Origin of the sequence: Paenibacillus sp. BSR1-1 (assembly GCF_030403775.1) — a bacterium.
In the GTDB taxonomy this organism is placed as follows: domain Bacteria; phylum Bacillota; class Bacilli; order Bacillales; family Cytobacillaceae; genus Neobacillus.
Window position 1 is genome coordinate 329,989 of record NZ_JAQMWQ010000004.1, and the last position, 22,443, is coordinate 352,431.

24 protein-coding genes and 2 riboswitches are annotated in these 22,443 nt (G+C 37.3%); of the genes, 9 read left to right on the top strand and 15 right to left on the bottom strand.

Annotated elements, in window-relative coordinates; all coding sequences use genetic code 11:
• Positions 1-99: 99 nt before the first annotated feature.
• A complete protein-coding gene (locus PH210_RS09550; protein ID WP_289984895.1) occupies positions 100-1,032 on the bottom strand; it encodes a D-2-hydroxyacid dehydrogenase in 933 nt (310 codons plus the stop codon).
• 116 nt (positions 1,033-1,148) lie between these two features.
• Here PH210_RS09550 and PH210_RS09555 point away from each other — a divergent pair, with 116 nt between their 5' ends.
• On the top strand, positions 1,149-1,976 hold the full coding sequence (locus tag PH210_RS09555; protein ID WP_289984896.1) for an HAD family hydrolase: 828 nt from the start codon (positions 1,149-1,151) through the stop codon (positions 1,974-1,976).
• Positions 1,977-2,022: 46 nt separating this feature from the next.
• Here PH210_RS09555 and hpt read toward each other — a convergent pair whose 3' ends face one another.
• The 4 genes from hpt to PH210_RS09575 are packed head-to-tail and all read right to left on the bottom strand — an operon-like array spanning position 2,023 to position 6,304.
• The gene (hpt, locus tag PH210_RS09560; protein WP_289984897.1) at positions 2,023-2,550 is read right to left on the bottom strand and encodes a hypoxanthine phosphoribosyltransferase; all 528 of its coding nucleotides are present in this window, start codon (positions 2,548-2,550) and stop codon (positions 2,023-2,025) included.
• Between the two features lie 40 nt (positions 2,551-2,590).
• Positions 2,591-3,751 (bottom strand): Ger(x)C family spore germination protein, encoded by a 1,161-nt coding sequence (locus tag PH210_RS09565; protein WP_289984900.1) that lies wholly within the window; start codon positions 3,749-3,751, stop codon positions 2,591-2,593.
• Entirely contained in the window at positions 3,748-5,211 is a 1,464-nt protein-coding gene (locus PH210_RS09570; protein ID WP_289984902.1) for a spore germination protein, read from the bottom strand. Before PH210_RS09570 ends, PH210_RS09565 begins: the two co-directional genes overlap by 4 nt.
• Positions 5,174-6,304: an endospore germination permease gene (locus PH210_RS09575; protein WP_289984904.1), complete on the bottom strand. Its 1,131-nt coding sequence runs from the start codon at positions 6,302-6,304 to the stop codon at positions 5,174-5,176. Before PH210_RS09575 ends, PH210_RS09570 begins: the two co-directional genes overlap by 38 nt.
• A 209-nt stretch (positions 6,305-6,513) precedes the next feature.
• Positions 6,514-6,694: riboswitch (Lysine riboswitch) on the top strand.
• 117 nt (positions 6,695-6,811) lie between these two features.
• Between PH210_RS09575 and dapA the strand changes: the two genes are divergently transcribed.
• The gene (dapA, locus tag PH210_RS09580) at positions 6,812-7,693 is read left to right on the top strand and encodes a 4-hydroxy-tetrahydrodipicolinate synthase (protein ID WP_289984905.1); all 882 of its coding nucleotides are present in this window, start codon (positions 6,812-6,814) and stop codon (positions 7,691-7,693) included.
• 47 nt (positions 7,694-7,740) lie between these two features.
• Here the strand turns inward: dapA and PH210_RS09585 are convergent, their stop codons facing one another.
• Positions 7,741-8,706: a quinone oxidoreductase family protein gene (locus PH210_RS09585; RefSeq protein ID WP_289984906.1), complete on the bottom strand. Its 966-nt coding sequence runs from the start codon at positions 8,704-8,706 to the stop codon at positions 7,741-7,743.
• A 164-nt stretch (positions 8,707-8,870) separates the two neighbouring features.
• On the opposite strand from PH210_RS09585, the gene PH210_RS09590 reads away from it, so the two are divergent.
• From PH210_RS09590 to PH210_RS09605, 4 genes are all read left to right on the top strand, one after another.
• A complete protein-coding gene (locus tag PH210_RS09590) occupies positions 8,871-9,263 on the top strand; it encodes an SET domain-containing protein (protein ID WP_483312095.1) in 393 nt (130 codons plus the stop codon).
• A 130-nt stretch (positions 9,264-9,393) separates the two neighbouring features.
• A complete protein-coding gene (locus PH210_RS09595) occupies positions 9,394-10,161 on the top strand; it encodes a sulfite exporter TauE/SafE family protein (RefSeq protein WP_289984908.1) in 768 nt (255 codons plus the stop codon).
• A gap of 141 nt (positions 10,162-10,302) precedes the next feature.
• A complete protein-coding gene (locus tag PH210_RS09600; protein ID WP_289984909.1) occupies positions 10,303-10,737 on the top strand; it encodes an Rrf2 family transcriptional regulator in 435 nt (144 codons plus the stop codon).
• 25 nt (positions 10,738-10,762) lie between these two features.
• Complete coding sequence (locus PH210_RS09605) at positions 10,763-11,950, top strand: MFS transporter (RefSeq protein ID WP_289984910.1); 1,188 nt, start codon at positions 10,763-10,765, stop codon at positions 11,948-11,950.
• A 249-nt stretch (positions 11,951-12,199) separates the two neighbouring features.
• Here the strand turns inward: PH210_RS09605 and PH210_RS09610 are convergent, their stop codons facing one another.
• The 8 genes from PH210_RS09610 to PH210_RS09645 all read right to left on the bottom strand — a co-directional run bounded on the left by PH210_RS09610 (position 12,200) and on the right by PH210_RS09645 (position 19,177).
• Complete coding sequence (locus PH210_RS09610; protein WP_289984911.1) at positions 12,200-12,664, bottom strand: flavodoxin domain-containing protein; 465 nt, start codon at positions 12,662-12,664, stop codon at positions 12,200-12,202.
• Positions 12,661-13,707: a ribonucleotide-diphosphate reductase subunit beta gene (locus PH210_RS09615; RefSeq protein ID WP_289984912.1), complete on the bottom strand. Its 1,047-nt coding sequence runs from the start codon at positions 13,705-13,707 to the stop codon at positions 12,661-12,663. The genes PH210_RS09610 and PH210_RS09615 overlap by 4 nt, the downstream gene beginning before the upstream one ends.
• Positions 13,708-13,721: 14 nt before the next feature.
• The gene (locus tag PH210_RS09620) at positions 13,722-15,992 is read right to left on the bottom strand and encodes a ribonucleoside-diphosphate reductase subunit alpha (RefSeq protein WP_289984913.1); all 2,271 of its coding nucleotides are present in this window, start codon (positions 15,990-15,992) and stop codon (positions 13,722-13,724) included.
• 140 nt (positions 15,993-16,132) lie between these two features.
• Positions 16,133-16,332, bottom strand: a riboswitch (cobalamin riboswitch).
• A 95-nt stretch (positions 16,333-16,427) separates the two neighbouring features.
• Complete coding sequence (locus PH210_RS09625) at positions 16,428-17,216, bottom strand: HAD family hydrolase (protein WP_289984914.1); 789 nt, start codon at positions 17,214-17,216, stop codon at positions 16,428-16,430.
• A gap of 127 nt (positions 17,217-17,343) precedes the next feature.
• Positions 17,344-18,270: a LipP1 family hormone-sensitive lipase gene (gene lipP1, locus PH210_RS09630; protein WP_289984916.1), complete on the bottom strand. Its 927-nt coding sequence runs from the start codon at positions 18,268-18,270 to the stop codon at positions 17,344-17,346.
• A 202-nt stretch (positions 18,271-18,472) separates the two neighbouring features.
• Entirely contained in the window at positions 18,473-18,820 is a 348-nt protein-coding gene (locus PH210_RS09635; protein WP_289984917.1) for a YkgJ family cysteine cluster protein, read from the bottom strand.
• Between the two features lie 15 nt (positions 18,821-18,835).
• Positions 18,836-18,991, bottom strand: coding sequence for a hypothetical protein (locus tag PH210_RS09640; RefSeq protein ID WP_289984918.1), 156 nt, complete (start codon positions 18,989-18,991; stop codon positions 18,836-18,838).
• Positions 18,992-19,009: 18 nt separating this feature from the next.
• Entirely contained in the window at positions 19,010-19,177 is a 168-nt protein-coding gene (locus PH210_RS09645) for a hypothetical protein (protein WP_223590803.1), read from the bottom strand.
• Between the two features lie 225 nt (positions 19,178-19,402).
• Between PH210_RS09645 and PH210_RS09650 the strand changes: the two genes are divergently transcribed.
• The 3 genes from PH210_RS09650 to PH210_RS09660 all read left to right on the top strand — a co-directional run bounded on the left by PH210_RS09650 (position 19,403) and on the right by PH210_RS09660 (position 21,246).
• A complete protein-coding gene (locus PH210_RS09650; RefSeq protein ID WP_289984921.1) occupies positions 19,403-19,732 on the top strand; it encodes a hypothetical protein in 330 nt (109 codons plus the stop codon).
• 150 nt (positions 19,733-19,882) lie between these two features.
• The gene (locus PH210_RS09655) at positions 19,883-20,281 is read left to right on the top strand and encodes an ABC transporter permease subunit (protein WP_289984922.1); all 399 of its coding nucleotides are present in this window, start codon (positions 19,883-19,885) and stop codon (positions 20,279-20,281) included.
• A complete protein-coding gene (locus tag PH210_RS09660; RefSeq protein WP_289984923.1) occupies positions 20,278-21,246 on the top strand; it encodes a hypothetical protein in 969 nt (322 codons plus the stop codon). The genes PH210_RS09655 and PH210_RS09660 overlap by 4 nt, the downstream gene beginning before the upstream one ends.
• A 68-nt stretch (positions 21,247-21,314) precedes the next feature.
• Here the strand turns inward: PH210_RS09660 and PH210_RS09665 are convergent, their stop codons facing one another.
• Positions 21,315-22,406 carry a CotH kinase family protein gene (locus PH210_RS09665; RefSeq protein WP_289984924.1) on the bottom strand — a complete coding sequence of 364 codons (1,092 nt, stop codon included), beginning with the start codon at positions 22,404-22,406 and terminating at the stop codon, positions 21,315-21,317.
• Between the last annotated feature and the right edge of the window lie 37 nt (positions 22,407-22,443).

Here is a 22,443-nt window from a genome sequence, read left to right on the forward strand (position 1 = left end):
TCACCTCCACTTCATGCAACTTTGTAAAAACATTATATGAAGATGATAATAATTTCGTATAGGACAACTATATAATTCTTTAAAAAACCCAAATAATTTTTAATACCCTCTTCTACAATCAACTTTATTAGGTAACGGCTTATTTTCTTCTAGGTTTTTTAACGTTTCAAGAAAACATGCGACACCCTCCTCTGGTGTGGTAACTGCCGAGATATGGGGTGTGACATAAACCCTTGGATGATTCCATAAAGGGTTATCCTTTGGAAGCGGCTCTTGTGTGAAAACATCAAGAACTGCGAAGCTGACATGGTTATCTTCTATTGCTTTAAGGAGCGCCTCCTCACTTATTGATGCCCCTCTACCTACATTAATAAAACCTGTTTTGGACAATTGTTTAAAAATAGGTTCATTAAAGAATAAGGCCGTTTGTTCTGTCAAAGGCAGAGTATTGATGATATAATCCATCCCCATAAGGAGTGGAAAATGGGAATCAACTGTCAGGACCTCTTTGAAATCTTCTTTAGCTCTTCCACTTAAGGAAACGCCATATACTTCCATACCTAATCCAGATAATATCCTCGCTGCTGCCTGCCCAATCTCACCAGTTCCATAGATCATGACTTTTTGTTCATTTAATAATTTTGGCGTCTTTGGCAGCCACTTTTTTTGCTGCTTTAATACTTGAAATTCATCGTGAAACTGCAAATCTTTTAAAATATAGCTCAAACAATATTCAGCAATTCTTTGCCCGAATGAACAAATCGTCCTTGTTAACAATACCTCTTCATTCCAGTCTTTTTGATATAAAAACCGGTCGACCCCCGCCCCAAGGGAGTGGACCCATTTTACATGACTGTAATCATATTCTGATTTTAAATTAAAAGTTACCAAAGCATCCGCCCAGCCTATATCGTCCTGTGACATCTCTTCCTCAGATTTAAAACGAAAATTATTATGTAGGTTTTCTTTTTCTATTAACGTCTTCAGCTCTATAAACATCGGGCTGACGACTAGTATATTGTTTATGTTCATTTTCGCACCTCTCTTTTTTTGTATTGTACCATTATTTTCTGTAAAACTTTACAATCTCCTTGCTGATTAATCTGGTATAGTAATTTTAAAAACAGTAGAAAGGAACATATTGAAATATGAAATGTATATCCATAGATTTAGATGGTACTTTGTTAAACTCTGAACATGAAATTTCTGATGAAAATGTGGAAACTTTAAACGAATTGCAGCAACAGGGACACTGCGTCATTTTAAACACTGGCCGGGCATATGCTGATGTCATCAAATTAAAAGCCGTGCAAAATATGGAGGTGCCTATTTTTTGCATCAATGGCTCGAATATATATTCTAGTAAGAGAGAATTACTTTATGAAGCAACCCTTTCGATTACCGTTTATAAAGAACTATTTTCGATTTTAAAGGAATTGGGCGTAGGAATTCTTGTGTATACGAATTACGGTGGATTCCCTTCCACTCTCCCACCCTTACATGGTAAATCGAAAACAGAACTTGATGTTCTTTTTCAAGAATTCAATTATGATGAAATCTTTGAAAAAGATAATTTAAAAATCTATAAAGTTATCGCTTTAACCCACTTTGATCAATTGGAAAAAGTAGAAGAGGTAAGAAAAGCCTTAACCGGAAAATTTGATATATCAATGGCCTCGTCTTTTCCTAATAATGTCGAAATAACCTCAAGTGAAGCACATAAAGGAAAAGCTCTGTTGCGATACCAAAAATTGATGAATCTTTCATTTGATGAAATTATTGCGTTTGGAGACGGAGGCAATGACCTCGCTCAATTTGAAGTCGCTGGCACATCGGTTGCGATGGCCAACGCCCCGCTTCATGTTCAGCAAAAAGCAGATATTGTCACAAAGACAAATGATGAAGATGGCTTTGCCTATGCTGTTCGCCATCTACTAAAAATAATAGACGCTTCTAAAATCAGTTCGTCTAAATAATAATGAAAAGCCTTCACTTATTATGGCAGTGAAGGCTTTAATTTGGCTAACATTCTTCCACTGTTGCAATATAGGGTAAATTCCGATACATTTGCGCATAATCTATCCCATAGCCAACAATGAATTCATCGGGAATGACAAAGCCGACATAATCTACCGGCAAATCAACTCTTCTCCGTTCGGGCTTATCTAACAGAGTACAAATCTTAATTTGTTTTGGCTTATGAGTTTTCAAATGGTCTCTGAGGAAATTTAATGTCAGTCCGCTGTCAATAATATCCTCCACAACCACAACATTCTGGTTCGTGATATTTGCGTCCAGATCCTTCAAAAGTCTTACCTTTCCTGTGGTTGCCGTCTCATCTCCGTAACTTGAAACCGAGATAAAATCGACCTTAACATTCCCCTTCAATTCTCGGATCAGATCCGCAGCGAAAACAAACGAACCTTTTAGAACAATGATTAAGACTAACGGTTCATGATTAAAATCTGCTTCAATTTCCTCAGCAAGTTTCTTTACTCTTTTTTTAATGTCTGTTTCCGATATCATCGTGTCTTTTATTTTGTATGCCACAATCCAGCACTTCCTTCTCAATGATCTACTTTCCCTAATTTCACTTAGAGAATAACTCTTCTCTTTGATAATATAAATAATTATTAAAATGAAACATTTCTACCTTAACCTTAATGTCCGTTAAGGAGTTTTTATCCAAATAAAAACCGTCTTGTTTTTCTAAAGCTGAAAATTTTTTCGGACGTTTTCTGTACCATTTTTCTCCTACATTCAATAGATCTGTCTTATTCTCAACTCCATCCAAATAAAGTTTTACCACTTTTCTTTTTATTTCATCTTCAATTAATTTTTTTAACTTTGTTAAATGTACTCGGTCAACTTTTTCCAGCAAATCTCCTTTTATAGATAATTCAATCGAAAACTTGGGGGAGAGTGTTCCTTTCTCGAAGTTCACCTTCATTTTTGGAGCTTCCAGCTTAACTGCCGCAACAAGCCTTCCATTTTCATTAACACTCTCTTCTAGCGAAATCTTCTTTTCTGTCAGCCAACTCATTAAAAGCGCATCATTAAAAGAAAGAGTATTCATAAACTTTTGTTTTTGAAAAATGGCAAGTCCATTATAAAATAAAACAGGGTATTTTTTTCCTGCCTTCCAGCTTTTTTTGTCAATTATCACAATTGGAATTTTCGACACACCCATTGGCTCATAATAATCTCTTAAAAAATTCATTAATAACATTGGCTTTATTGTGTCTTGGTACAATCTTCCATTTTTTCTATACATTACTGTATACACTTCTGGATATTGAAATAATGCTTTTGTATTAAATATATCATTCATTTTATCTTCAGTTACTACTAATCTTAAAGTGTGCCGAAGCGAACGATTCCTCCCAATTTCTGGGACTACTTCATTAAATTTATGAGTGACCAGCTTCTTACTTATCACATATGTAATAACGTGACCAAAAAACAAGGGCGGTTCCGACGTTTTATATAACTTCCTGACAGCTAAATTTAGAGTCTCTCCTGTTGCTGAGGCCACATATGCAGGAACAGGTTCTGTAGGCCTCCCTGCCTCTATCTTTGCTACATTCGCAAAATTCAATGCTTGCAGATAGGCTGTATATTCTCCCTTTTCATCATCATAATCAAGTCCAATTGCCACAATATAGTTTAAATCTTGGATATTTTTCAAACCAGAACACCCAGTAAGAAAGATACAGAAAGCCAAAATAGAAATGACCAACTTCCTTTTCATGATTGATTTTCACCTCTGGTTGAATCTTCAGAGCTTGAAGTGGAAGTTCTCGATTTATAAAATTGACGTGGCAGCATTAAGAATGCCCTGATTATATCTTTTAGTTTTATTGGGGCAACCGAACCAAGATATGGTTCTCCAAAGGAAGTAATTGTTGAAAAGTAAAAAATGGTTAAAATAAAGCCAATAATGACTCCAAATAATCCTAAAAACGTGCTTAACATAAGGATAGTAAATCTTAAAATGGTAATGGCGGTCGATAAAAATTGGTTCACCAATGTAAAAGACGAGACAAAGGTAATCGCTGCCACCACCAGCATGGTTGGTGATGTCAATCCTGCCCGTATAGCGGCATCCCCAACTATCAGTCCACCCAAAACCGCTACCGTTTGCCCAATCGCTCTTGGCAGGCGAACCCCAGCTTCATTAAACATTTCAAACAAAAACAAGATGATAAACATTTCAATGGGCGTAGATAAAGGCAGTCCAAATCGTGAGACGGAAATGGTCGCGACTAGAAGATACGGAATTTGTTCAATATTAAAGGCTGTAAAGGCCACCCATAACCCAGGTAAAAAAGCTGATATGAACAAACTTAACATCCGAAATATTCTTTCTATTGACACATATGCATAGTTAATATATGAATCCTCGGGTGATTTTGTCTGCAATAAAATACTTATAGGAGCATAGGAGGCTGTTGGGTTTCCTTCCACCATGAGAACAAAGCGGCCTTGATTCATTGCTTGAACAATAAAATCCGGTCTTCCAGAATAGTCCATTGTCGGGAAGATGGAGTATGGTCTGTCCCTGACAAATGATTCAAGTTCATAAATACTTGTCAAAATATCAAGATTCACTTTTTCCAGCCTTTTATGGATTTCATTAAGCACTCTCGGATCAATTATATCTTCTATATACATGAGGATTACCTTCGTATTACTTCTTTTACCAATCGTATATTTTTCAAGGCATAAAGACGGAGTGTTAAGTCTTCGGCGAATCAAGGAGATATTTGTCTTAATATCCTCTACAAATCCATCCTTCGGACCTCTTATTGAAGTTTCAATTGCTGATTCTTCGGGGGTACGCTTTGGTAATGAACCTGCTGGAATACACAAAAACGAATGATGAAATAGAAATAGGGCGTACCCATCAAAAAGTAAATTAGATATTTCCTCTATATTTTTCTCCGTAATATCTTCTGCTTGAAATAATGATTTGAGCTTCTCTGCTATAGATACCTCGATAGAAACATCAAGTTTAGGTAAAATATATTGATCTAAGTAATGTCTATCAATTAAAGTTTCAAAATAAATAATTTCAAATGATTCCTTTTCTGAATCGTGTATTTTACATATTAAGTCTTGACTTTTATTAAATTGTTCCTTTAATGTTTTTGCTTTTTCCTTCAGACTTTCATCAAGAACCGGACTTAATCTCATTTTTCTTCTTACCATGTCTTTCATCCCTTTTCTTTATTACAAAAACAATCAAGGCTGTTATTTGAATTTGAATAAGGAAAAAAAGCATACTCATAGGAATAAAGTATTCAATAAGGATTTTACTGAAGATATAAGTCTCCAAATTTATTGTCATTAATCCAAATAAAACAAGATACATGACGCCAACAAGTATTGGGTTCAGTCTATAGTGTTTATCCTTATTGGTAAAAAATGTACCGATAAGATAAATGAAAAGACTTATTCTAATCAAGGCACCACTAAGCCATTGGTATAAAGCTAAAAAGTCTAAATGGGAAATATATTCCCCAATACTCAATATCCGCCATTCCTCAAATGCAGGATATCGCAAAAAGGAGGCCTCCTTTGCTCCAAATTCCATAATCGCTGCCGATAGCGGCCCAAAGATTAATCCGGATAGTATAATAAGTAAAACAAGCAAATGTCTAAATTTTATCGGTTCCTGTGAAAATGGCTGCAGCAAAACAACAATGTATATCTCCAAAAGCCCGGACAAGACATACATTACACCCTTAGCAATTGGGATAATACCATGAGCAAAAACGGGAAATAAATAACTAGGGTCTTTTGAACTAGTATTGGTAATAGCGATAAAGATTCCAAATAGGAAAACTAGCGGCAGTAAAACTCCACAGGAAATCGCCATATGTTTGATTCCTGCTAACGTGATTACAAAACAAATCACAGTCAAGATTAGAGTAATTGTAAAAACTGAATAATCAGCTAAGAAATATGCTTTTAGCCATATCATAAAATCTCTAAAAGTTACATAAGAGCTGCAAAGTAAAAAAAGAATTAAAGGAAAGGAAAAGATTAAAAAGAAAGCCTTTCCAAGCCGTTGCTTAATCATCGGGAAAAAACCTTCATTTGGACTATTTTTTACGATATAAAATATGACCAATAAAAATAATAGAGCAATTGGAAAAGCAATAATGACACATAACCATCCGTCTCTCCCGGCTGACAATAGAATGCCGGGGATAAGCATGACATGGTTAAGTAAACCTGTCGAAAGAACAAGAAGCATTAATAATTGCCGCGGAAGCAAGATTTTCACTAAGTTTTGCAATCAAATCACCACAATAATCATTGATAATTTTATTATCACCTAATACATTCTAAAAAACTCCAATCTTTTACCATTCTCATTGATAAAGGTATTGGGGTTCACTACTCCACAGCTTTTTTATCACAATATAATAAATTTCGACTTGAATAATTAGGAAGATTCTGTTATATTACAATAAATTAAATATTTTCTTACTTCAAACCTTTTGAAGTGAGGATAGAGGTGCAAAGACCATTAGTACACAATTAGAGGATAATGAGGTCCAAAGACAATTGTGGAAAGGGGAATTTGCCGAAGCTTCAAAGAATCTCATTGGACTTGAAGCTGGTTCTGCTATTGAAGAAATACAGAACTGTCATATAGGAGACTATATGGAGGGCTATCTCACGCATAGGAACTTGCTTTTAATTCGTTTCTATTGCAGCATCGAGATTTCCTCGATGCTGCTTTTTTGCGTCGGCCTTACCCCTCAAATTTTTCTAAAAATTTATATAAAGGGTGAGTATGATGAATTTTGGCCAACTATTAACCGCTATGGTTACGCCATTTGATCAAAATGGCGAGGTAGATTATTACGCAACAAAAAATTTAGTAAATTACTTGATTGCTAATGGGTCTGATGGATTAGTCGTTGCGGGGACCACTGGGGAATCCCCCACTTTAACTTCCGAGGAAAAAGTAGAATTATTTAAATTTGTAGTTCGTGAAACTGATGGTAGAGTTCCTGTCATTGCAGGAACAGGATCGAATAATACAAGAGCTTCAATCAGCTTAACAAAGCTTGCGGAGGAAGCAGGTGTGGACGGCATCATGCTTGTTGCACCATATTATAACAAACCCTCTCAAGAAGGGATGTATCAACACTTTAAAGCGATTGCCGAATCTACTTCTTTGCCAGTCATGCTTTACAATATTCCTGGGCGATGTGTTGTCAATATTTCTGTTGAGACGATCGTTCGTCTTTCGGCAATTAAAAATATTGTTGCCGTTAAAGAAGCAAGCGGCAACTTGGATACCATGGCCGAAATTATCAGCCAAACACCGAGTGATTTCACACTATACAGCGGTGATGATGGCTTGACTCTACCAGTATTAGCTATCGGCGGCGCAGGGGTCGTTTCTGTTGCTTCCCATGTTATCGGTAATGAAATGCAAGCCATGATTAATAGTTTTAAAAACGGAGCCTTAGAAGAGGCAGCCTCTGCACATCGTAAGCTTCTGCCGATTATGAAAGCTTTATTTGCGGCACCAAACCCAACCCCAGTAAAAACTGCCTTAAATATGAATGGAGTCCCTGTTGGAGGGGTTCGGTTGCCGTTGGTGCCCTTAAGTGAAGATGAAATGAGCGCCTTACGTAGTGTTTTGCCGGCAACAATATTGAAAGTATAGAATTCCAGAAAAATTGGCTGCCCTTTTAAGTGGGCAGCCTGATTTCATTATGGTATTAATAAAATTTTCCCAGTGCTTCTGCGGCTTTCTAAGAAACGGTGTGCCTCTTGCCCATCACTTAATTCAAAAGTTCTCGGCTCTGAAACCTTTAACTTTCCCTCCTCCATCCAGCGAAAAAGTTCATTTGAGCGATTTACTCTCTCCTTATGGGACTTTAGGACATTCCATAAATCTCCGCCCGTCAGGGTTTTTGATGTATCCATCAGCATTCGTGGGTCAACCGGAGCTGGGTCGCCTCCCGCCATTCCGTAAAAAACAACGGTCCCTCCAATTCTCGTTGCAGCAAAGCTGTCTTGGAGTGTAGAACCGACAGATTCATAGACAACATCCACACCTTTACCATCAGTCTTCTCGAGAACCTTCGATTTCCAATCATCACTGTATAGAAAAACAAAATCCGCACCTGCTTCTTTGGCAGCTTCTGCTTTTTCCAGTGATGAAGTTAAGCCAATTACCGTTCCTCCGAGCAGTTTAACAATTTGAACAAGAAGCTGCCCAACTCCTCCTGCTGCCGCATGGACAAGGGCCATTTCATTCTTTTTTACCGCATAACTGTCACGAGTTAAATAGTGGGCCGTTAAGCCCTGAAGCATCACGGATGCTGCCATATTAAACGAAATCGTTTCCGGCAATGGAATCGCCTTATCTTTAGGTACGGCAACTAGCTCGGCATTCGCATATGAAACATCGGCAAAGGCAATCCGCTCCCCTATGTTAATTCCCTGGACATTTTCGCCGATCCTTTCAACAATTCCCGCACCTTCATATCCTAAAATGTATGGAGGTTTACCAGAGAGATGATAGTTTCCTTTTCTTCTATAAATATCGGCAAAGTTTAAGCCGATCGCTTTCATCCTTATAAGAATTTCTTCTGGACCAATGACAGGATCATCGACTTCACTATATTCGAGTACCTCAGGTCCGCCAAATGTATTAAATATTAATGCTTTCATAAGTAAACCTCTACTTTATATATTTTTAATTTACTTTTTATATTAAATAGAAACGTAAGGAGAATTGCAAATAACTATTTCTCTAAATTGGTTAAAAAAGTTGCTTTATTATAAAAAAAACGGCAATATTAAAGTACTTCAAAAAGAAATAGCAGGTGATTATTATTATAGAAATTAAAAAATCTCCCTTAAGCGATGGAGAATTCAATCGAGGGGTATTTGCGACGGAAGATATCTCAAAAGGAACGCTTTTTCATGAAGCTCCTGTCATTGCCTATCCCAATAGGGAACATGTTCATATTGAAAAAACATTACTGGCTGATTATGCATTTGAGTATGGTAAAAACCACACAGCCATCCTGTTAGGATATGGTATGCTGTTTAACCATTCCTATACTCCAAATGCCACCTATGATATTAACTTTCAGAACCATACGTTTGATTTCTATGCCTACAAAGATATAAAAGCCGGAGAAGAGATCTTAATCAACTATAATGGTGATGTGGACGACCAAGAGCCGCTTTGGTTCGATAAAGAAAAAGCAGATAGCAAGTAACCTCCCTACTCAATTTGAGTGGGTTTTTTTTATTGCAAAATAAAATTCAGAAAAGTATTTACAAATGATTCATAAAACTCTATAATTCACATATATTTACTCGGATATTGTTGAAAAAGGAGTGAGAACCATGACATTGGGGATTGCATTAATGGGATTGTTGGTTGGTTTTTTAGTCGGTTTAACAGGTGTCGGGGGTGCTGCACTGATCACTCCTGTTCTGATCATGGTTGGCATTCAGCCTTCTATTGCGGTTGGTACGGATTTGGTCTATAACGCCGTTACGAAATTGTTTGGGGTTGCTCAGCACTGGAGACAAAAAACAATAAATTTTAAATTAATGTTATATCTTGCAATAGGGAGTATTCCTAGTGCTGTAATAGCAATCTCCATTTTAAAATATTTTGAAGCTGCCTATCATAATCAGGAACATATTATTAAACACGGACTAGGATACGTCCTCATATTAGTAGCAACTGCAATCCTGATTAAGACCTTTTTTGATAAAAAAATCCGGCCCAATCGCTGGCAGCTAAAACCTATTGAAGAAAAACGCGGTTTAACGATTTTAATTGGTGCTGTATTTGGATTTATTGTCGGCTTTACTTCGATTGGATCAGGCTCTTTATTTGCCCTTGCGATGATGTTTCTTTATCGATTGAAAGGAACTGAATTAGTTGGTACGGATATCGCTCATGCCTTTTTATTAGTAACGGTGGCAGGGCTGCTTCATGCAAATGCAGGCAGTGTAAACTATACGCTGGTTGGGAATCTTCTAATTGGGTCCATTCCTGGTGTTCTAGTGGGAAGTACCTTATCTTCAAAAGTTCCGACTAAACCACTGCGTACGCTTATCTCTACGGTTATCATTATTAGTGCAATTAAGTTGATTTCATAACCATTAGTGATTTTTTCACTAGTGGTTTTTTTATTTTGACAGTATTTTTATTTTAACGAGGCCATTTGTGATATATACTAACATGTAACAGACTTTGTTACGGGAGTATGTAGAAATAGGTATTAAAGGAAGGCGAAGTATATGTCACTCAGTAGTCGATTTGCTGTAGGAATCCACATTTTAACTCTTTTAGAAATAAACAAAAATGGTGTAAATTCCTCCGAGTTTATCGCAAGCAGTGTTAATACCAATCCCGTTGTTATTCGAAAAATCATGGGATTGTTGAAAAACGCCGGCTTAGTGAAAGTACGTCCAGGAGTTGCAGGTGCAGTGCCAGCAAAAGAATTATCTGAAATATCATTGTTTGATGTTTATAAGGCCGTCAATATTGTGCAAGATCAAGAATTGTTTGGTATGCATGAAAATCCAAATCCAGCATGTCCTGTGGGAAGAAATATTCAGGAGACCATTACTCCCCTCTTTTCGGTGGCTCAACTGGCCTTAGAAAAAGCATTGGGGAATGTAACGATACAAGATGTCGTCTTGGGAATATTAGAAAAAGAGCAAATTAAATAACAAAGGCATTAAAGGAAGTGTAAAAATGAAATCACAAAAAGGTAAGATCTTGGTTGGGTTGTCTATTGCTGCCTTTTTAGGGCCGTTCACCCAGACCATTTATACTCCGAGCCTTGCGGAAGTCGGGCATTATTATCAAGTAAGTCAGTTTATGGTGAATTTGACAATCTCCCTTTATACTTTTGTACTGGCTGCGAACCAGTTTTTGGTTGGTCCTTTGTCCGATACGCGCGGGCGGAAGGCAATCCTCATGCCTGGTCTACTCATTTTTATGGCCGGTTCATTGATTTGTTTTCTAGCACAAAATTATTATTTATTCCTTTTTGGCAGAGCCCTTCAGGCTTTTGGCATTACCACGGGCTCAGTGGTGGCAGCGGCTGTTATTGGGGATATTTATTCGCCTTCTGAGCGTGGCAAGGCGATGAGTGTTTACCAGACGATGGTGTTTCTCGGGCCTGTCCTTGGTCCTGTAGTAGGGAGCTTTATCGCGGCTTATGCAGAATGGCACTCGGCATTTGCACTTCTTGTTGTTGGGGCATTAATTGCATACATATATAATCGTTTTACCTTGAAAGAAACACTACCGAAGGATACTGCACCAAAAAAAATTACGTTTGAAACCTTTAAAGGAATTGTAGCAAACCGCGCTGCTTTTTCGATTTTACTTCTCGGTTTTACTCAGTTTTACGGCTATTATATCTTTCTCGTTTTTATCCCAGGTCTGCTTGATGAGCTATTTTCTGTTCCTTTGGTATGGAAAGGACTGTTTTTTATGCCCCTAACAGCGGGAATTGTGCTCGGGACGTTAATTGGCGGCAGACTCCAAACTTATTTGAACCATACCGCAATTCTCATATATACGGCATACGGGACAGGATTAGTGGTTTCTATTTTCTGGGCATTTCTTTATTGGAATCTCTTAACGATTCCTACATTAATCGTATTTTTACTGGGCTTTGGCGTATTGCTTGGCGTAAGCCTGCCTTCTCAAATAACGTCACTGGTTAATTTATTTTCACATGAAAAAGGTACAGCCATGGGCGTCTATAACTTTATTCGATTCACAGGCGCCGCAATTGGGCCGCTGCTTGGATCATCGCTTTATAAAATCGGCGGGGACAACGCTTTATACATTACCTTGTTCTTGTTCCTTCTTGGTGGTGCTTTGGTGATTCATCTAAATAGTCGAGCTCCCTCGGCAAAACTAGGATAAAGATGGAAAACACGGATTACAATTCCGTGTTTTTTTTCTAATGGCTATATTCGCAAAGACTGTTGTTTTTCGTATAGGTTCATCAACCCGTATAACATGATTCTTCGTGGCATCTTTTCGTAAGGGCATTTGCGAAAATTGCCTAGAAACTTTGTAAATGACCTTTTATAAGTTCTAAAAGCAACAAAGTTTACGAAAAGAGCCTTTCTTATTAATAAAACATCCCCACTCAATGTGGAGATGTTTTAGTTATATTGCATTTTCAGTTTTGTTATTTTGATAATTTAAAAGTTCCAAAAAAATGTTAACAAATCTCTCACACCGTTGAACATCATTCGTTTGTGGGGTTAGCTCTACCTTTAACGTAACAGCTAACTCTGTTTGAACGAAAAGCATATTTTTAAACCGATCAACTGCACCACAAAAATTGGGATAACCAGTATCCCCTGTGCCGACGATCCCCGTGATCACCCTCTTTACATCCAGGGCTTCGAATGCATGATAAAGGTCCATCATTTCAGGAGGAATTTCTCCCATCCCCCAAGTATAGGTTCCAACCACTATACCATCAAATTTTATGAGATCGAGAAGAGGAAATTGGTCAATCCGATAAAGAAATAATTCTACCTTTTTCAGTTGAAATATTTTCTTCATTAAATAGATTAACTCTTCTGTATTTCCCGTCTTCGAAGTATAAATGATTGCAATTTTCATAGTTCATCGAAACCGTTCGATTGGGTCACCTTCGCATAGGTTCTCGACTTTTGCTCAAAGAAATCGGATTTTGTACCATTCATCATCTCATCACTAAAAACATGAATCCAGGGCATAGGATTCGATCGTTCAGCGAATAAATTATCTAGCCCCATCTGCCGGAGGCGCTTATTTGCCAAGTATTCCGTGTAAAATTCATACTCCTTTAAATCAATCCCTTTTATATCCTGCAAGATGCTTGATGCCCATTCCTTCTCAAGCTCAACCGCTTGTGCAATCGCGTGATAAGCATACTCAATATTTTTAGCATTATTTAATTCAGGATTTTCCGTTAAAAGAATCCGGATAAACTGAGCAATAAAGTAAGCGTGCTGCATTTCATCCCGCTGGATATAACTAATCATCGTGCTCGTCTTTAGCATTTTTTGCTGACGGGCAAGATGATAGAAAAAGGCAAAACCCGCGTAAAAATAAATTCCTTCTAGATTAATAGAATTCACAGCTAATTGAAACAGATGCTGTGGTGTTGGGTTCTCTCTAAATAGTTCATACGCTTCTAATATAAGCTGATTCCGTTTTTGAACGATAGGATCCTTTTTTGCCTGATTAAACCGCGACTTTTGTTCTGCTACTGGTACCAAGGAACTTAAAATATATGAATAAGATTCATTATGAACAGCTTCCTGCTGAGCAATGACGGCAAATATCGCCTTAAAACTCGAATCAGTCACATAATCCATCACTTGAGTCATTGTTGGTGTTTGCAAGCTGTCTAAGGAGGCAAGCTGGGTATTAATACGAAGGAATACATCTTGTTCAATTGAACTCAGCTGGTCCCATTGCTTAATATCATCCTGCATATTAATCTCTTGCGCCTTCCAAAAATTTGATAAAAGAGTCTGATATAAATCGTACATTTGTGGGTAAGCAATATCATTCCAATTAAGCAGACCTGATGATTGCCCGTTAATAATGCCCGTTGATTTATTAGGATAGTCTGGATTTAACAGTTTTATTTTTTTTAATGGTGAATAAATATTCATCTTTCCTCCTCCAATCAGCTATGGCAAGCTTCACATTCTTCTATTTCTGTTTGTGAGGTGCTTCTTACGTAATACGTTGTTTTTAGCCCCCGCTTCCACGCTTCCATGTGTAGATGCAGCAAATCCCTAGCTTTAATATCATGACGAACATAAAGATTAAAGCTTATCGCTTGGTCGATGTGGCGCTGCCGGGCAGCATTTTGTTTAATACTCCAAACTTGGTCCAATTCATGTCTTGCCCGTCGATAGTAGTTGTAAGTCCAATGATTTAAATCAGGTGCCGTTACCTTAAATTTAAAGTTCTTCTTTTCCTCTGCATATTCAACTGAATAAATCGGATCAATCCCATCCGTAGAGCCTCCTATTTTTGCTGTTGAGGAGTTGGGGGCAATGGCCATTAACCAGCCATTTCGAATTCCGTGTATTGCCACATCCTTTTTTAATTCCTGCCATTTATTTGATTGATATTTCTTCCGTTCAAAATACTTGCCTGTCTGCCACTCTGACCCGCTGAATTGAGAGTACGTTCCCTTCTCTTTTGCCAAATCCATCGAAGCACGTATCGTCAAGTAAGCAATGTTCTCGTATAATTCATCTGCAAATTCAACTGCCTCCTCCGACTCCCAGTGAATCCCTTTTAAAGCGAGCAGATGGTGCCATCCGAACGTACCTAGTCCTATTGCTCTGAATTTTTTATTCGTTGCAAGAGCCTGTCCGACAGATATGGTATTTAAATCAATGACATTATCTAACATTCTGACCTGAATCCGAATTAATCGCTCCAAACCGTTCTTCGGAATAACCCTTGCAAGATTAATAGAAGATAAATTACAGACAACGAAATCGCCGGGCTTTCGCACGATGACGATGTTTCCTTCTTCATCCTGAAATTCTTTGATGATGGCCGTGGCGGACATATTTTGCGTGATTTCTGTACAAAGATTACTGCAATAGATGGAGGTACGGCCCTTACCAGCCAAATGCTTATTGGGGTTTTGCCTATTTACCTCGTCACGATAAAACATATAAGGAGTGCCAGTTTCTAATTGAGCGACCATGATTCGTGCCATAATATCCATCGCACGGTATGTTTTTCTCGGGAGGAGCGGGTTTCTTAGGGCCTCTTCATATTTTTCAGAAAAATATTTACTGTCTGTTTCATCATAAAAATCTTCAAGTCCAAGCGGATTCCCAGACTCATCCAACCAGCCCATGATTTGCTTTACTTGATGGGGGCAAAAAGTATGCCATTCCCCAATGCTTCTTCCTTTCTCGTCTTTCTCTTGCAGCTTTTTCATGAAAAGATCAGGTATCGTTACGCCTGTGAAAATGTCATGGGCTTTGCGGCGTTCATCTCCATTATTTGTTTTCAAGTCAAGAAAGCCATTCATGATATCTTTATGAAATACATCTAAGTAAACAGCAATTGCACCTTGACGCTGGCCTAATTGATCCACACTAACTGCTGTGTTATTCACCAACTTAATCCACGGGACAACTCCTGAAGAGTTTCCTTTATACTTCTTGATATCAGAACCCAGGGCTCGGACTTTTCCGTAGTATATTCCAATTCCTCCTCCATCTTTACTTAAACGGGCAATATCCCAATTGTTTAAATAAATACTATCCAAGGAATCGTCGACAGTATCGATAAAACAAGATGAAAGCTGTCCGAAACTTTTTCCGGCATTCGCTAGTGTTGGAGTTGCTACTGTCATAAATAAATTGCTTAAGGCCCAGTATGCTTCCTTGACAGAATCTAACCGCTTCGACTCTATTTCATTCTTCATAATGGTCATTGCAATAATCATGAACCGCTCTTGAGGCAGTTCAATCACATTTTGCTGATAATCTTTCGCAAGATAACGATCTGCTAGTAAAAATAATCCTATGTAATTAAATAGTCGATCTTTGTCCGGATTTATCTCTTTTGCTAATTCAGCAATTTCCAGTTTGCTATAAATGCCTAATAGATCGCTAGAATATATACCGATATCTGTTAATTGTTGAATTAGGCTGTAAAAATCCCCATACATTTCTGAACGGTCATATCCCCGATTTATGGCTGCTTTTTCATATAATTCATTTAGGTATAAACTGGCAGCCACAAAGCTCCAATCCGGCTGGTCCATTGCTATTTGATTGACAGCATAGCTGAGTGCCTGCTGGTTTGCTTCTTTTTCCTCTAGGTCCTTAATTATATTTATAAGCTCCATAAAATCCAGTTGATATTTTTTGGAAGCTTGATGGATCGTTTCCAATACGTAATTCACTTTGACAGTCATGTTCTCTTCCCCCTAAAAATAAAAAATCCGCTCGGGTGAATTCGAGCGGATGAAACGATAACAATAACAAAAGAGCATAATGGAAAGAAATTAGGACCCTCTGCTGCCACCGTTTCATCTTCTCAATCCCCGAAGAAGCTGAAACATCTTAAGAAAGACAGGTCTCCTGACTTATGCATCTCCCTACTCTGAACCCTTCCCATATAACCGCCTGATATAGTAAGCTTTGTTATACAGTGGTTTGTTCATTTCGTCAGCATTTACAGTTGCGGGGGCAGTTCTGGATTTTCACCAGATTCCCAATTAAGCCGTTGCCGGCATCTCCACTTAAGGCAAACACAATATATAGTTTTATTTTTTTTAAAAAAACAATATGTTGATTTAAAACTAAAATCTATCATAGTATAAACTTGGTAATTTATCAAGTATTATTATTTAATTCTTAACCTTTTCTAAAATAGAAAAAAGCTCTTCAAGGTGCTTAATTTCATATGAAGGAACCACTTCATTCCGATCTTTTTTGTGGCGGTTAATCCAGACTGATTTAATTCCAGCTCGATTGGCACCGAGAATATCTGTCATCAGGTTATCCCCGACCATAATTACTTCATCCTTTTGTAAAGACATACGTTCTAATGCATGTTCAAAAATGGCTGGATCCGGCTTGCCTCTCCCAAAATCTCCAGAAATGACAATATGGTCAAAATAAGGGACAAGCTCTGGGGTAATCGCAAGTTTAGTATTTTGCAAATCCGGTGATCCATTAGTTAACAAAAGAAGCTGGTAATTTTCTTTTAAAACATCCAATATTTTAAAGGTTTCTTCATACACAAATGGCAGGTTTCTGCGCTCTTGAGGGAATCTCTCAGCTAACTCATGACCAAAATCAGGGTCCTCTATCCCCATTGCCTTTAATCCCAATGTCCAGGCATCCTTACGATAAGCTGGAACCGTTTCTTTCATTTTTTTAAACTCATCCTGTTCATCAATAAAATTGCCCCAAAGTCCTTCAAAGGGATTGATTCCAATCATCTGGGTAAATGGATAGAATTCATAGGACGAGTAAAGATTTCTAGCGGCCTCGCGGACGGCTTCTTCAAATTGCTTCGGGTCAAGTCCATGCTTTTCCTGAGCTGCTTTACAGGTGGCAGCAAAAGCTTCCTTTATACTTTTTTGATCCCATAAAAGGGTATCATCTAAATCAAAAAAAATGGCTTTAATCATATCGTTCCTCACTTATTAAAAAGATTTTTTATTAGTTTACCATTTTTACATAAAATTCGTAATATTTTTATTCATTATTCAAAACAAAAAAAGAACCGCTGGGGAAGGCGGTCCTTATTAATCTATTTTAATTAAACGCTTTCTTTAGTGCCCTGCCTGATTTTTCAAGGGCACGTTTTCCTTGGTCTATCAAGGCAGCCATGCTGACAAATCCATGGATTGTTCCGTCGTAGCGAATACATTCCACTTCCACTCCGGCTTCAGCAAGTTTTTTTGCGTATTCCTCACCTTCATCTCTAAGAGGATCAAATTCAGCCGTAATCACAAGTGCTGGCGGAAGGTCTTTAAAATCTTCATACAGAATTGGCGATAAAAGCGGGTTATGCTTATCTTCTTCACTATTTAAATAACAAGCCCGAAACCATTCCATCGTTCCTTTTGTTAAGAAATATCCTTCTGCATTTTCCCTCATCGAAACAGTTGGTTCTCCTCCAACGTTTGTACTAGGATAGATTAATAGTTGGAAACATATAGATGGATGGTTATTATCCTTAGACAAATTTGCAACGACTGCCGCCAAATTACCACCGGCACTATCCCCACCAACGGCAATCCGAGTACGGTCAACTTGAAAAGCTTCTGCATTTTCGTAAACATACTGAACTGCCGCAAACGAATCTTCCACTGCAGCAGGGAATTTATGCTCAGGGGCTAGACGATAATCAACTGAAATAGTCACACAATTCGCTAGATTCGTTAATGCCCGGCATACATTATCATGAGTTTCAATGTTTCCGATAACCCATCCGCCGCCATGATAAAAGACCAGTGCGGGATAGTTCGTTTGACTTCCCTTAGGATAATAGACTCGAACAGGAATATCCGTTACTGGACCAGGGATTGTCCGATCTTCTATTTTACCTACTTCCTCAACTTCACCCTGTGGCATTACAAACGCGTGTCTTGCTTGCTCTGGGGTTAATGTTTCCATTGGAGGACCTCCAGCAGCAGCTAACTGATCTAAAACTAATTTTGTTTGTGGATCAAGTGACATGAATTCGCCTTCCTTCTGTTAGAATATTCTTACATTCATTCAATTCGAGATAAGACATTTATTTCCTTCTATCGGAAATTATTTGTTAATAATAGAATAAATGACGAAATAAACGGCGGCTATTGTGTGCGAATAAGTTGCTCTTAATTTAAAATTAAATGGAATACAAGTTGTAAAACAACAATTTTTGCGAACAAAGTCTTTATCTAAAATCTTTCCAGGTAAAATCGACACTAAGCATGCCGACAAATTCTTCAGTTAATGGTTCTGGTTCTTTTGTTGCTGCAGCTGGATTCCGGAAACAAACGAGATGTTTATAATAGCCAAACTTTCGGCAAGTATCAGGCCTCGCTGCATGAATTCCACATCGATCTTTCTCAAGGTCGTAGAATATACAAGTTCCATAGTATCTTTTTTGATTTTGAAGATTAAGACGTATTTTAGCTGGCATAGTTTTGATCTTTGTTTTTATTCGTTTTAATTCCTTTGATGTAACTGGCACAGGGCCGCAGCATAGACCTTTGCAGCCATGACATGGAAGACTATTCATATACCTCTCCCTTTACTAGCTATTTATTAATCTCATAAAAGTAAGGTCGCCCAATTTTTCTGAAAATCCCCATTTATGATAAAAAGGGACCATTTCAGGGCGGCAATATAATAATCTTTCTAACTGGATCGTTTGATTGTTGGAAAGCTGATTTACAATATTAAAATCCATCTAGTTTCACCTTTCAATTTAATATCTAGTAAGTCTTTTCATAATTTCTCTTTTTCTATCCCTATCTTTAATTCTTGTTAAATCAAGGGCATACTCATGTCCTTTATGCTTTGCTCTTAAAATTTCTCTAATCGCCTGTTTTACACTGTCTTCATCATCTATTACAACAATTACATTTCTAAGCATCGTTTCCCCTTCCCTTCTATGTAGGGTTTCAATTGCCCGGCTTAGTCTTATTATAAATCAATGCACTAACGCATTTATTTTTTTACAAAATTCTTCAAGTTCCGTACTAAATAGACGTAAGTTTGATAAAAGATGTTTCAGAAAATTTTTTCTTTTATAGAAGAAACCTTTTATTTCTAATTCCGTCAAAATATTGAAAATTGTTTTTTGAAGGGAATGGAGCGCATGATAAAAAAAATATTATATCTTCCAGTGAGGCTGATCGCTATATTAGCGGGCTTTGTATGCGTAGTCAATATACCGATACTTTTTGTTTTCAATTCCGCCAATAAAAAGGTTGAATTTCATTTCAGTTCGTATAAGTACTATGTCCTAGACAACTTAGCCTTGTTTTTGCACTATGATGACTATTCTTACATATTTCATTATTTTAAAGGTGAAGGGATGGAGAAGTATACCTATACGATGACCATCTTATCTATTTCTCTGCTATTAGTCGTGTTTATCGGCGTGATTACGGCTACCGCGATTATGATGCTTCCTCATACCTTTTGAAAACGAATAAGCAGTTTTATTGATTTCACGATTACCGCACCAGATCTGCTTATTATTTTTCTGCTTCAATATATGGTTATTTATATTTATAAGACGTTCGATGTAAAACTTTTTTAGCTATATGGCGGAAATCATACAGAACCCTATTTCATGCCTATAATCATTTCGATTTTTGTTCCTGCCATTTTTTTAATACAGTTCCTTTTAAAAGAAATGGCCGGCGAGGAGCAGCAGGATTATGTTCTTTTCTTGAGAGCAAAGGGGCTTCCTAAAAGCGTCATTTATGTTAAACATATTATTCGTAATATTTTTCCATTATTATTGATTCATTTACGAACAATCATATGGTTCTTGTTATCAAATATTATCGTAGTAGAATACTTGTTTAATATTCATGGTTTTGCAGAGGTGCTGCGCTCTATGTATGGTCAAAGAGCAGAAGCTTTTATTCTTGGATTCCTTTTATTTGCGGTTCCCATAATCATGGCCGATCTTATTGCCTACATAGTTCTCAAGTTGAGGAAAAGAAAGGAAAAGATCAGCGTATGAAAGCTCTTCACTATAAAAATACGATTATCGGTTTATCCATTCTCGGGATAGTACTCATCCTTAGCTTACTTTACCCGCTTTATGGACCTGAAGATTTTAATAAAGTTATGTATTTATATGACAAAAAGGGAAATTTGATAGGGGTCCCACCAATTCCGCCCTCCTCCCATTACTTTTTGGGTTCTGACCGGAACGGAGCAGATATTCTTCTCATGATGATATATGGGGCTAAATTTACTTTACTATCAGCCTTTGGAGTGACCTTCATTCGCGTTTTGATTGGGGGAGCATTAGGAATTATCTTTTCCTTATGGCTGAAACGACTTCTGCCTATTTTAAAGGATTTTCTATTAGTGTTCAATTTAGTTCCGCCGATTATCATTACTTTAGTTCTTATGTTTCCTGTATCCACAACATATATAGAAGATTCGGTTTATAGTATACTATTTTATCAAATTATCATTTTAATTATTATGGGCGTTCCTTCTGTTCTAATTATGACCACAGAAATCATCGATGAAATGAAAGGAAAATCCTTTATTCAATGCTCCTATTTAATGGGGGGCAATCATTTTCATGTATTGAAGACTCATTTGAAGCCGTTTTTGACTTCATACGGCTTTTTAATGGCAATCCAGCACCTGCTTAATACTTTAGTATTAATCATGTATCTGGGAGCCTTTCAGGTATATTTGGGTGGTGTTTCAAGAGAAGAAGTACGAGGTCTGCCCATTTTAAATTCAATATCCAAAGAATGGGCTGGCCTAATTGGGCAAAATTATCGAGAGTTTTTCATGTCCCCATGGGTTGTGCTCATCCCGCTTACTTGTTATTTTCTCCTAATCATCATTATTAATATGATTAAAAAAGAAATTGAAGTGTCCTTGGACATCAATTCACACGGAATGACTTTTAAAAGGAGAAAGAAGAAGAAACAAAATGATGCGGTTAGAAAAATTATATAGCAATAAAATCAGATTTTACTTTTCAAAAAATGTCCAAAAATTAACAACGGGGTGTCAGGAGTGACACCCTAATTTAATTTTGCTAGTTTTCTTTGTAAATATTTTCTTCTTTCTTCAATATATATCGAAATGATCCCTAGTTCTTGATCAAATTGGTCAATGTCTTGTTTTTTATATGGATCTTGCAATACAAAGGGGCGAATCTTCTGGAGGAGGTTTTCTGCTTTTGGAATCATATAGTCTTTTGTAAACTGCTGCTCCATAATGTCCTCGAGCAGGTTTCGATAGCGCCTTCGGAAACTGTCAACATGTAACAATCGTGCTGTCAATGTATTAAATCCTTCAATCGGCACATAATTTGCCTTCATTACTTTACCGTTTACATCCCTCCCCCATGTTGCATCGTAATCCCAGGGAATGACTTCAAATAACCCTGTTTCTCCATTTCGGTATAAAGCATAATTATGAACAAACCCATCATAATTGGAAGTAAAGATGATCCCTGCTATCCACCGGAGATATTTGTCAACATCGAGGTATTTTGATATTTCCCGTTCAAACTCAGGTATCGGAATCGTGTTAATTTTAATGATGAATTCCTGCAGCTTGTATTCATCAGACTCCGGCCCACACTTTCTTTTATAGCCCAATTCCAATGATTTCTTTATTTCTTTATCCAAGTCACTCATCAAAGAAAAATTAGCATCCCCATCAACAGCATAGAAAATGCTCCCAGATGGGAGGTTTCTTCGTTTTAAAAAGTGTTGATCCACCGATTCTATTTCTAAATAAACCCCTTCCGCTTTCCCATTAAGAGTTAAAAAAACATGCTGTGAACGTGGAGATAGAACACCAAGCTCCGAAAAGAAGTCAAAGGACAATTTGTTACGAATTAATGATGGGTCCTTGAATTCGGCGTTTAAATGAATCTGTTTTGAACCTTTAAAGGTATTTGGTTTAAAAAAAGTAATTTGATAAGACTTTTTTAAAAAATCACGAATATGGGAACCACGGTAGCTCAAATCAATTTCCAGTCTTTTTCCTTCTAATTTTAATTGAGCAGGAATTGGGTCGTCTATCCAAATGTCTCTTTTAAGCTCCTTTAAATCAAGCGGGTTAATAAAAAGCTTATATTGTGAAATTTTAGCGGCATCGTCCATGAACTTTTCCTCCCTCCATTATTCGTATGAATAAGAA

What these genes read in the sequence shown, in the direction of transcription:
- PH210_RS09550 (WP_289984895.1), bottom strand. Translation starts at nt 1,032, where the DNA reads ATGAACATAAACAATATACTAGTCGTCAGCCCGATGTTTATAGAGCTG.
- PH210_RS09555 (WP_289984896.1), top strand. Translation starts at nt 1,149, where the DNA reads ATGAAATGTATATCCATAGATTTAGATGGTACTTTGTTAAACTCTGAA.
- PH210_RS09565 (WP_289984900.1), bottom strand. Translation starts at nt 3,751, where the DNA reads ATGAAAAGGAAGTTGGTCATTTCTATTTTGGCTTTCTGTATCTTTCTT.
- PH210_RS09570 (WP_289984902.1), bottom strand. Translation starts at nt 5,211, where the DNA reads ATGGTAAGAAGAAAAATGAGATTAAGTCCGGTTCTTGATGAAAGTCTG.
- dapA (WP_289984905.1), top strand. Translation starts at nt 6,812, where the DNA reads ATGAATTTTGGCCAACTATTAACCGCTATGGTTACGCCATTTGATCAA.
- PH210_RS09585 (WP_289984906.1), bottom strand. Translation starts at nt 8,706, where the DNA reads ATGAAAGCATTAATATTTAATACATTTGGCGGACCTGAGGTACTCGAA.
- PH210_RS09595 (WP_289984908.1), top strand. Translation starts at nt 9,394, where the DNA reads ATGACATTGGGGATTGCATTAATGGGATTGTTGGTTGGTTTTTTAGTC.
- PH210_RS09600 (WP_289984909.1), top strand. Translation starts at nt 10,303, where the DNA reads ATGTCACTCAGTAGTCGATTTGCTGTAGGAATCCACATTTTAACTCTT.
- PH210_RS09605 (WP_289984910.1), top strand. Translation starts at nt 10,763, where the DNA reads ATGAAATCACAAAAAGGTAAGATCTTGGTTGGGTTGTCTATTGCTGCC.
- PH210_RS09610 (WP_289984911.1), bottom strand. Translation starts at nt 12,664, where the DNA reads ATGAAAATTGCAATCATTTATACTTCGAAGACGGGAAATACAGAAGAG.
- PH210_RS09615 (WP_289984912.1), bottom strand. Translation starts at nt 13,707, where the DNA reads ATGAATATTTATTCACCATTAAAAAAAATAAAACTGTTAAATCCAGAC.
- PH210_RS09620 (WP_289984913.1), bottom strand. Translation starts at nt 15,992, where the DNA reads ATGACTGTCAAAGTGAATTACGTATTGGAAACGATCCATCAAGCTTCC.
- PH210_RS09625 (WP_289984914.1), bottom strand. Translation starts at nt 17,216, where the DNA reads ATGATTAAAGCCATTTTTTTTGATTTAGATGATACCCTTTTATGGGAT.
- lipP1 (WP_289984916.1), bottom strand. Translation starts at nt 18,270, where the DNA reads ATGTCACTTGATCCACAAACAAAATTAGTTTTAGATCAGTTAGCTGCT.
- PH210_RS09635 (WP_289984917.1), bottom strand. Translation starts at nt 18,820, where the DNA reads ATGAATAGTCTTCCATGTCATGGCTGCAAAGGTCTATGCTGCGGCCCT.
- PH210_RS09640 (WP_289984918.1), bottom strand. Translation starts at nt 18,991, where the DNA reads ATGGATTTTAATATTGTAAATCAGCTTTCCAACAATCAAACGATCCAG.
- PH210_RS09645 (WP_223590803.1), bottom strand. Translation starts at nt 19,177, where the DNA reads ATGCTTAGAAATGTAATTGTTGTAATAGATGATGAAGACAGTGTAAAA.
- PH210_RS09650 (WP_289984921.1), top strand. Translation starts at nt 19,403, where the DNA reads ATGATAAAAAAAATATTATATCTTCCAGTGAGGCTGATCGCTATATTA.
- PH210_RS09655 (WP_289984922.1), top strand. Translation starts at nt 19,883, where the DNA reads ATGCCTATAATCATTTCGATTTTTGTTCCTGCCATTTTTTTAATACAG.
- PH210_RS09660 (WP_289984923.1), top strand. Translation starts at nt 20,278, where the DNA reads ATGAAAGCTCTTCACTATAAAAATACGATTATCGGTTTATCCATTCTC.
- PH210_RS09665 (WP_289984924.1), bottom strand. Translation starts at nt 22,406, where the DNA reads ATGGACGATGCCGCTAAAATTTCACAATATAAGCTTTTTATTAACCCG.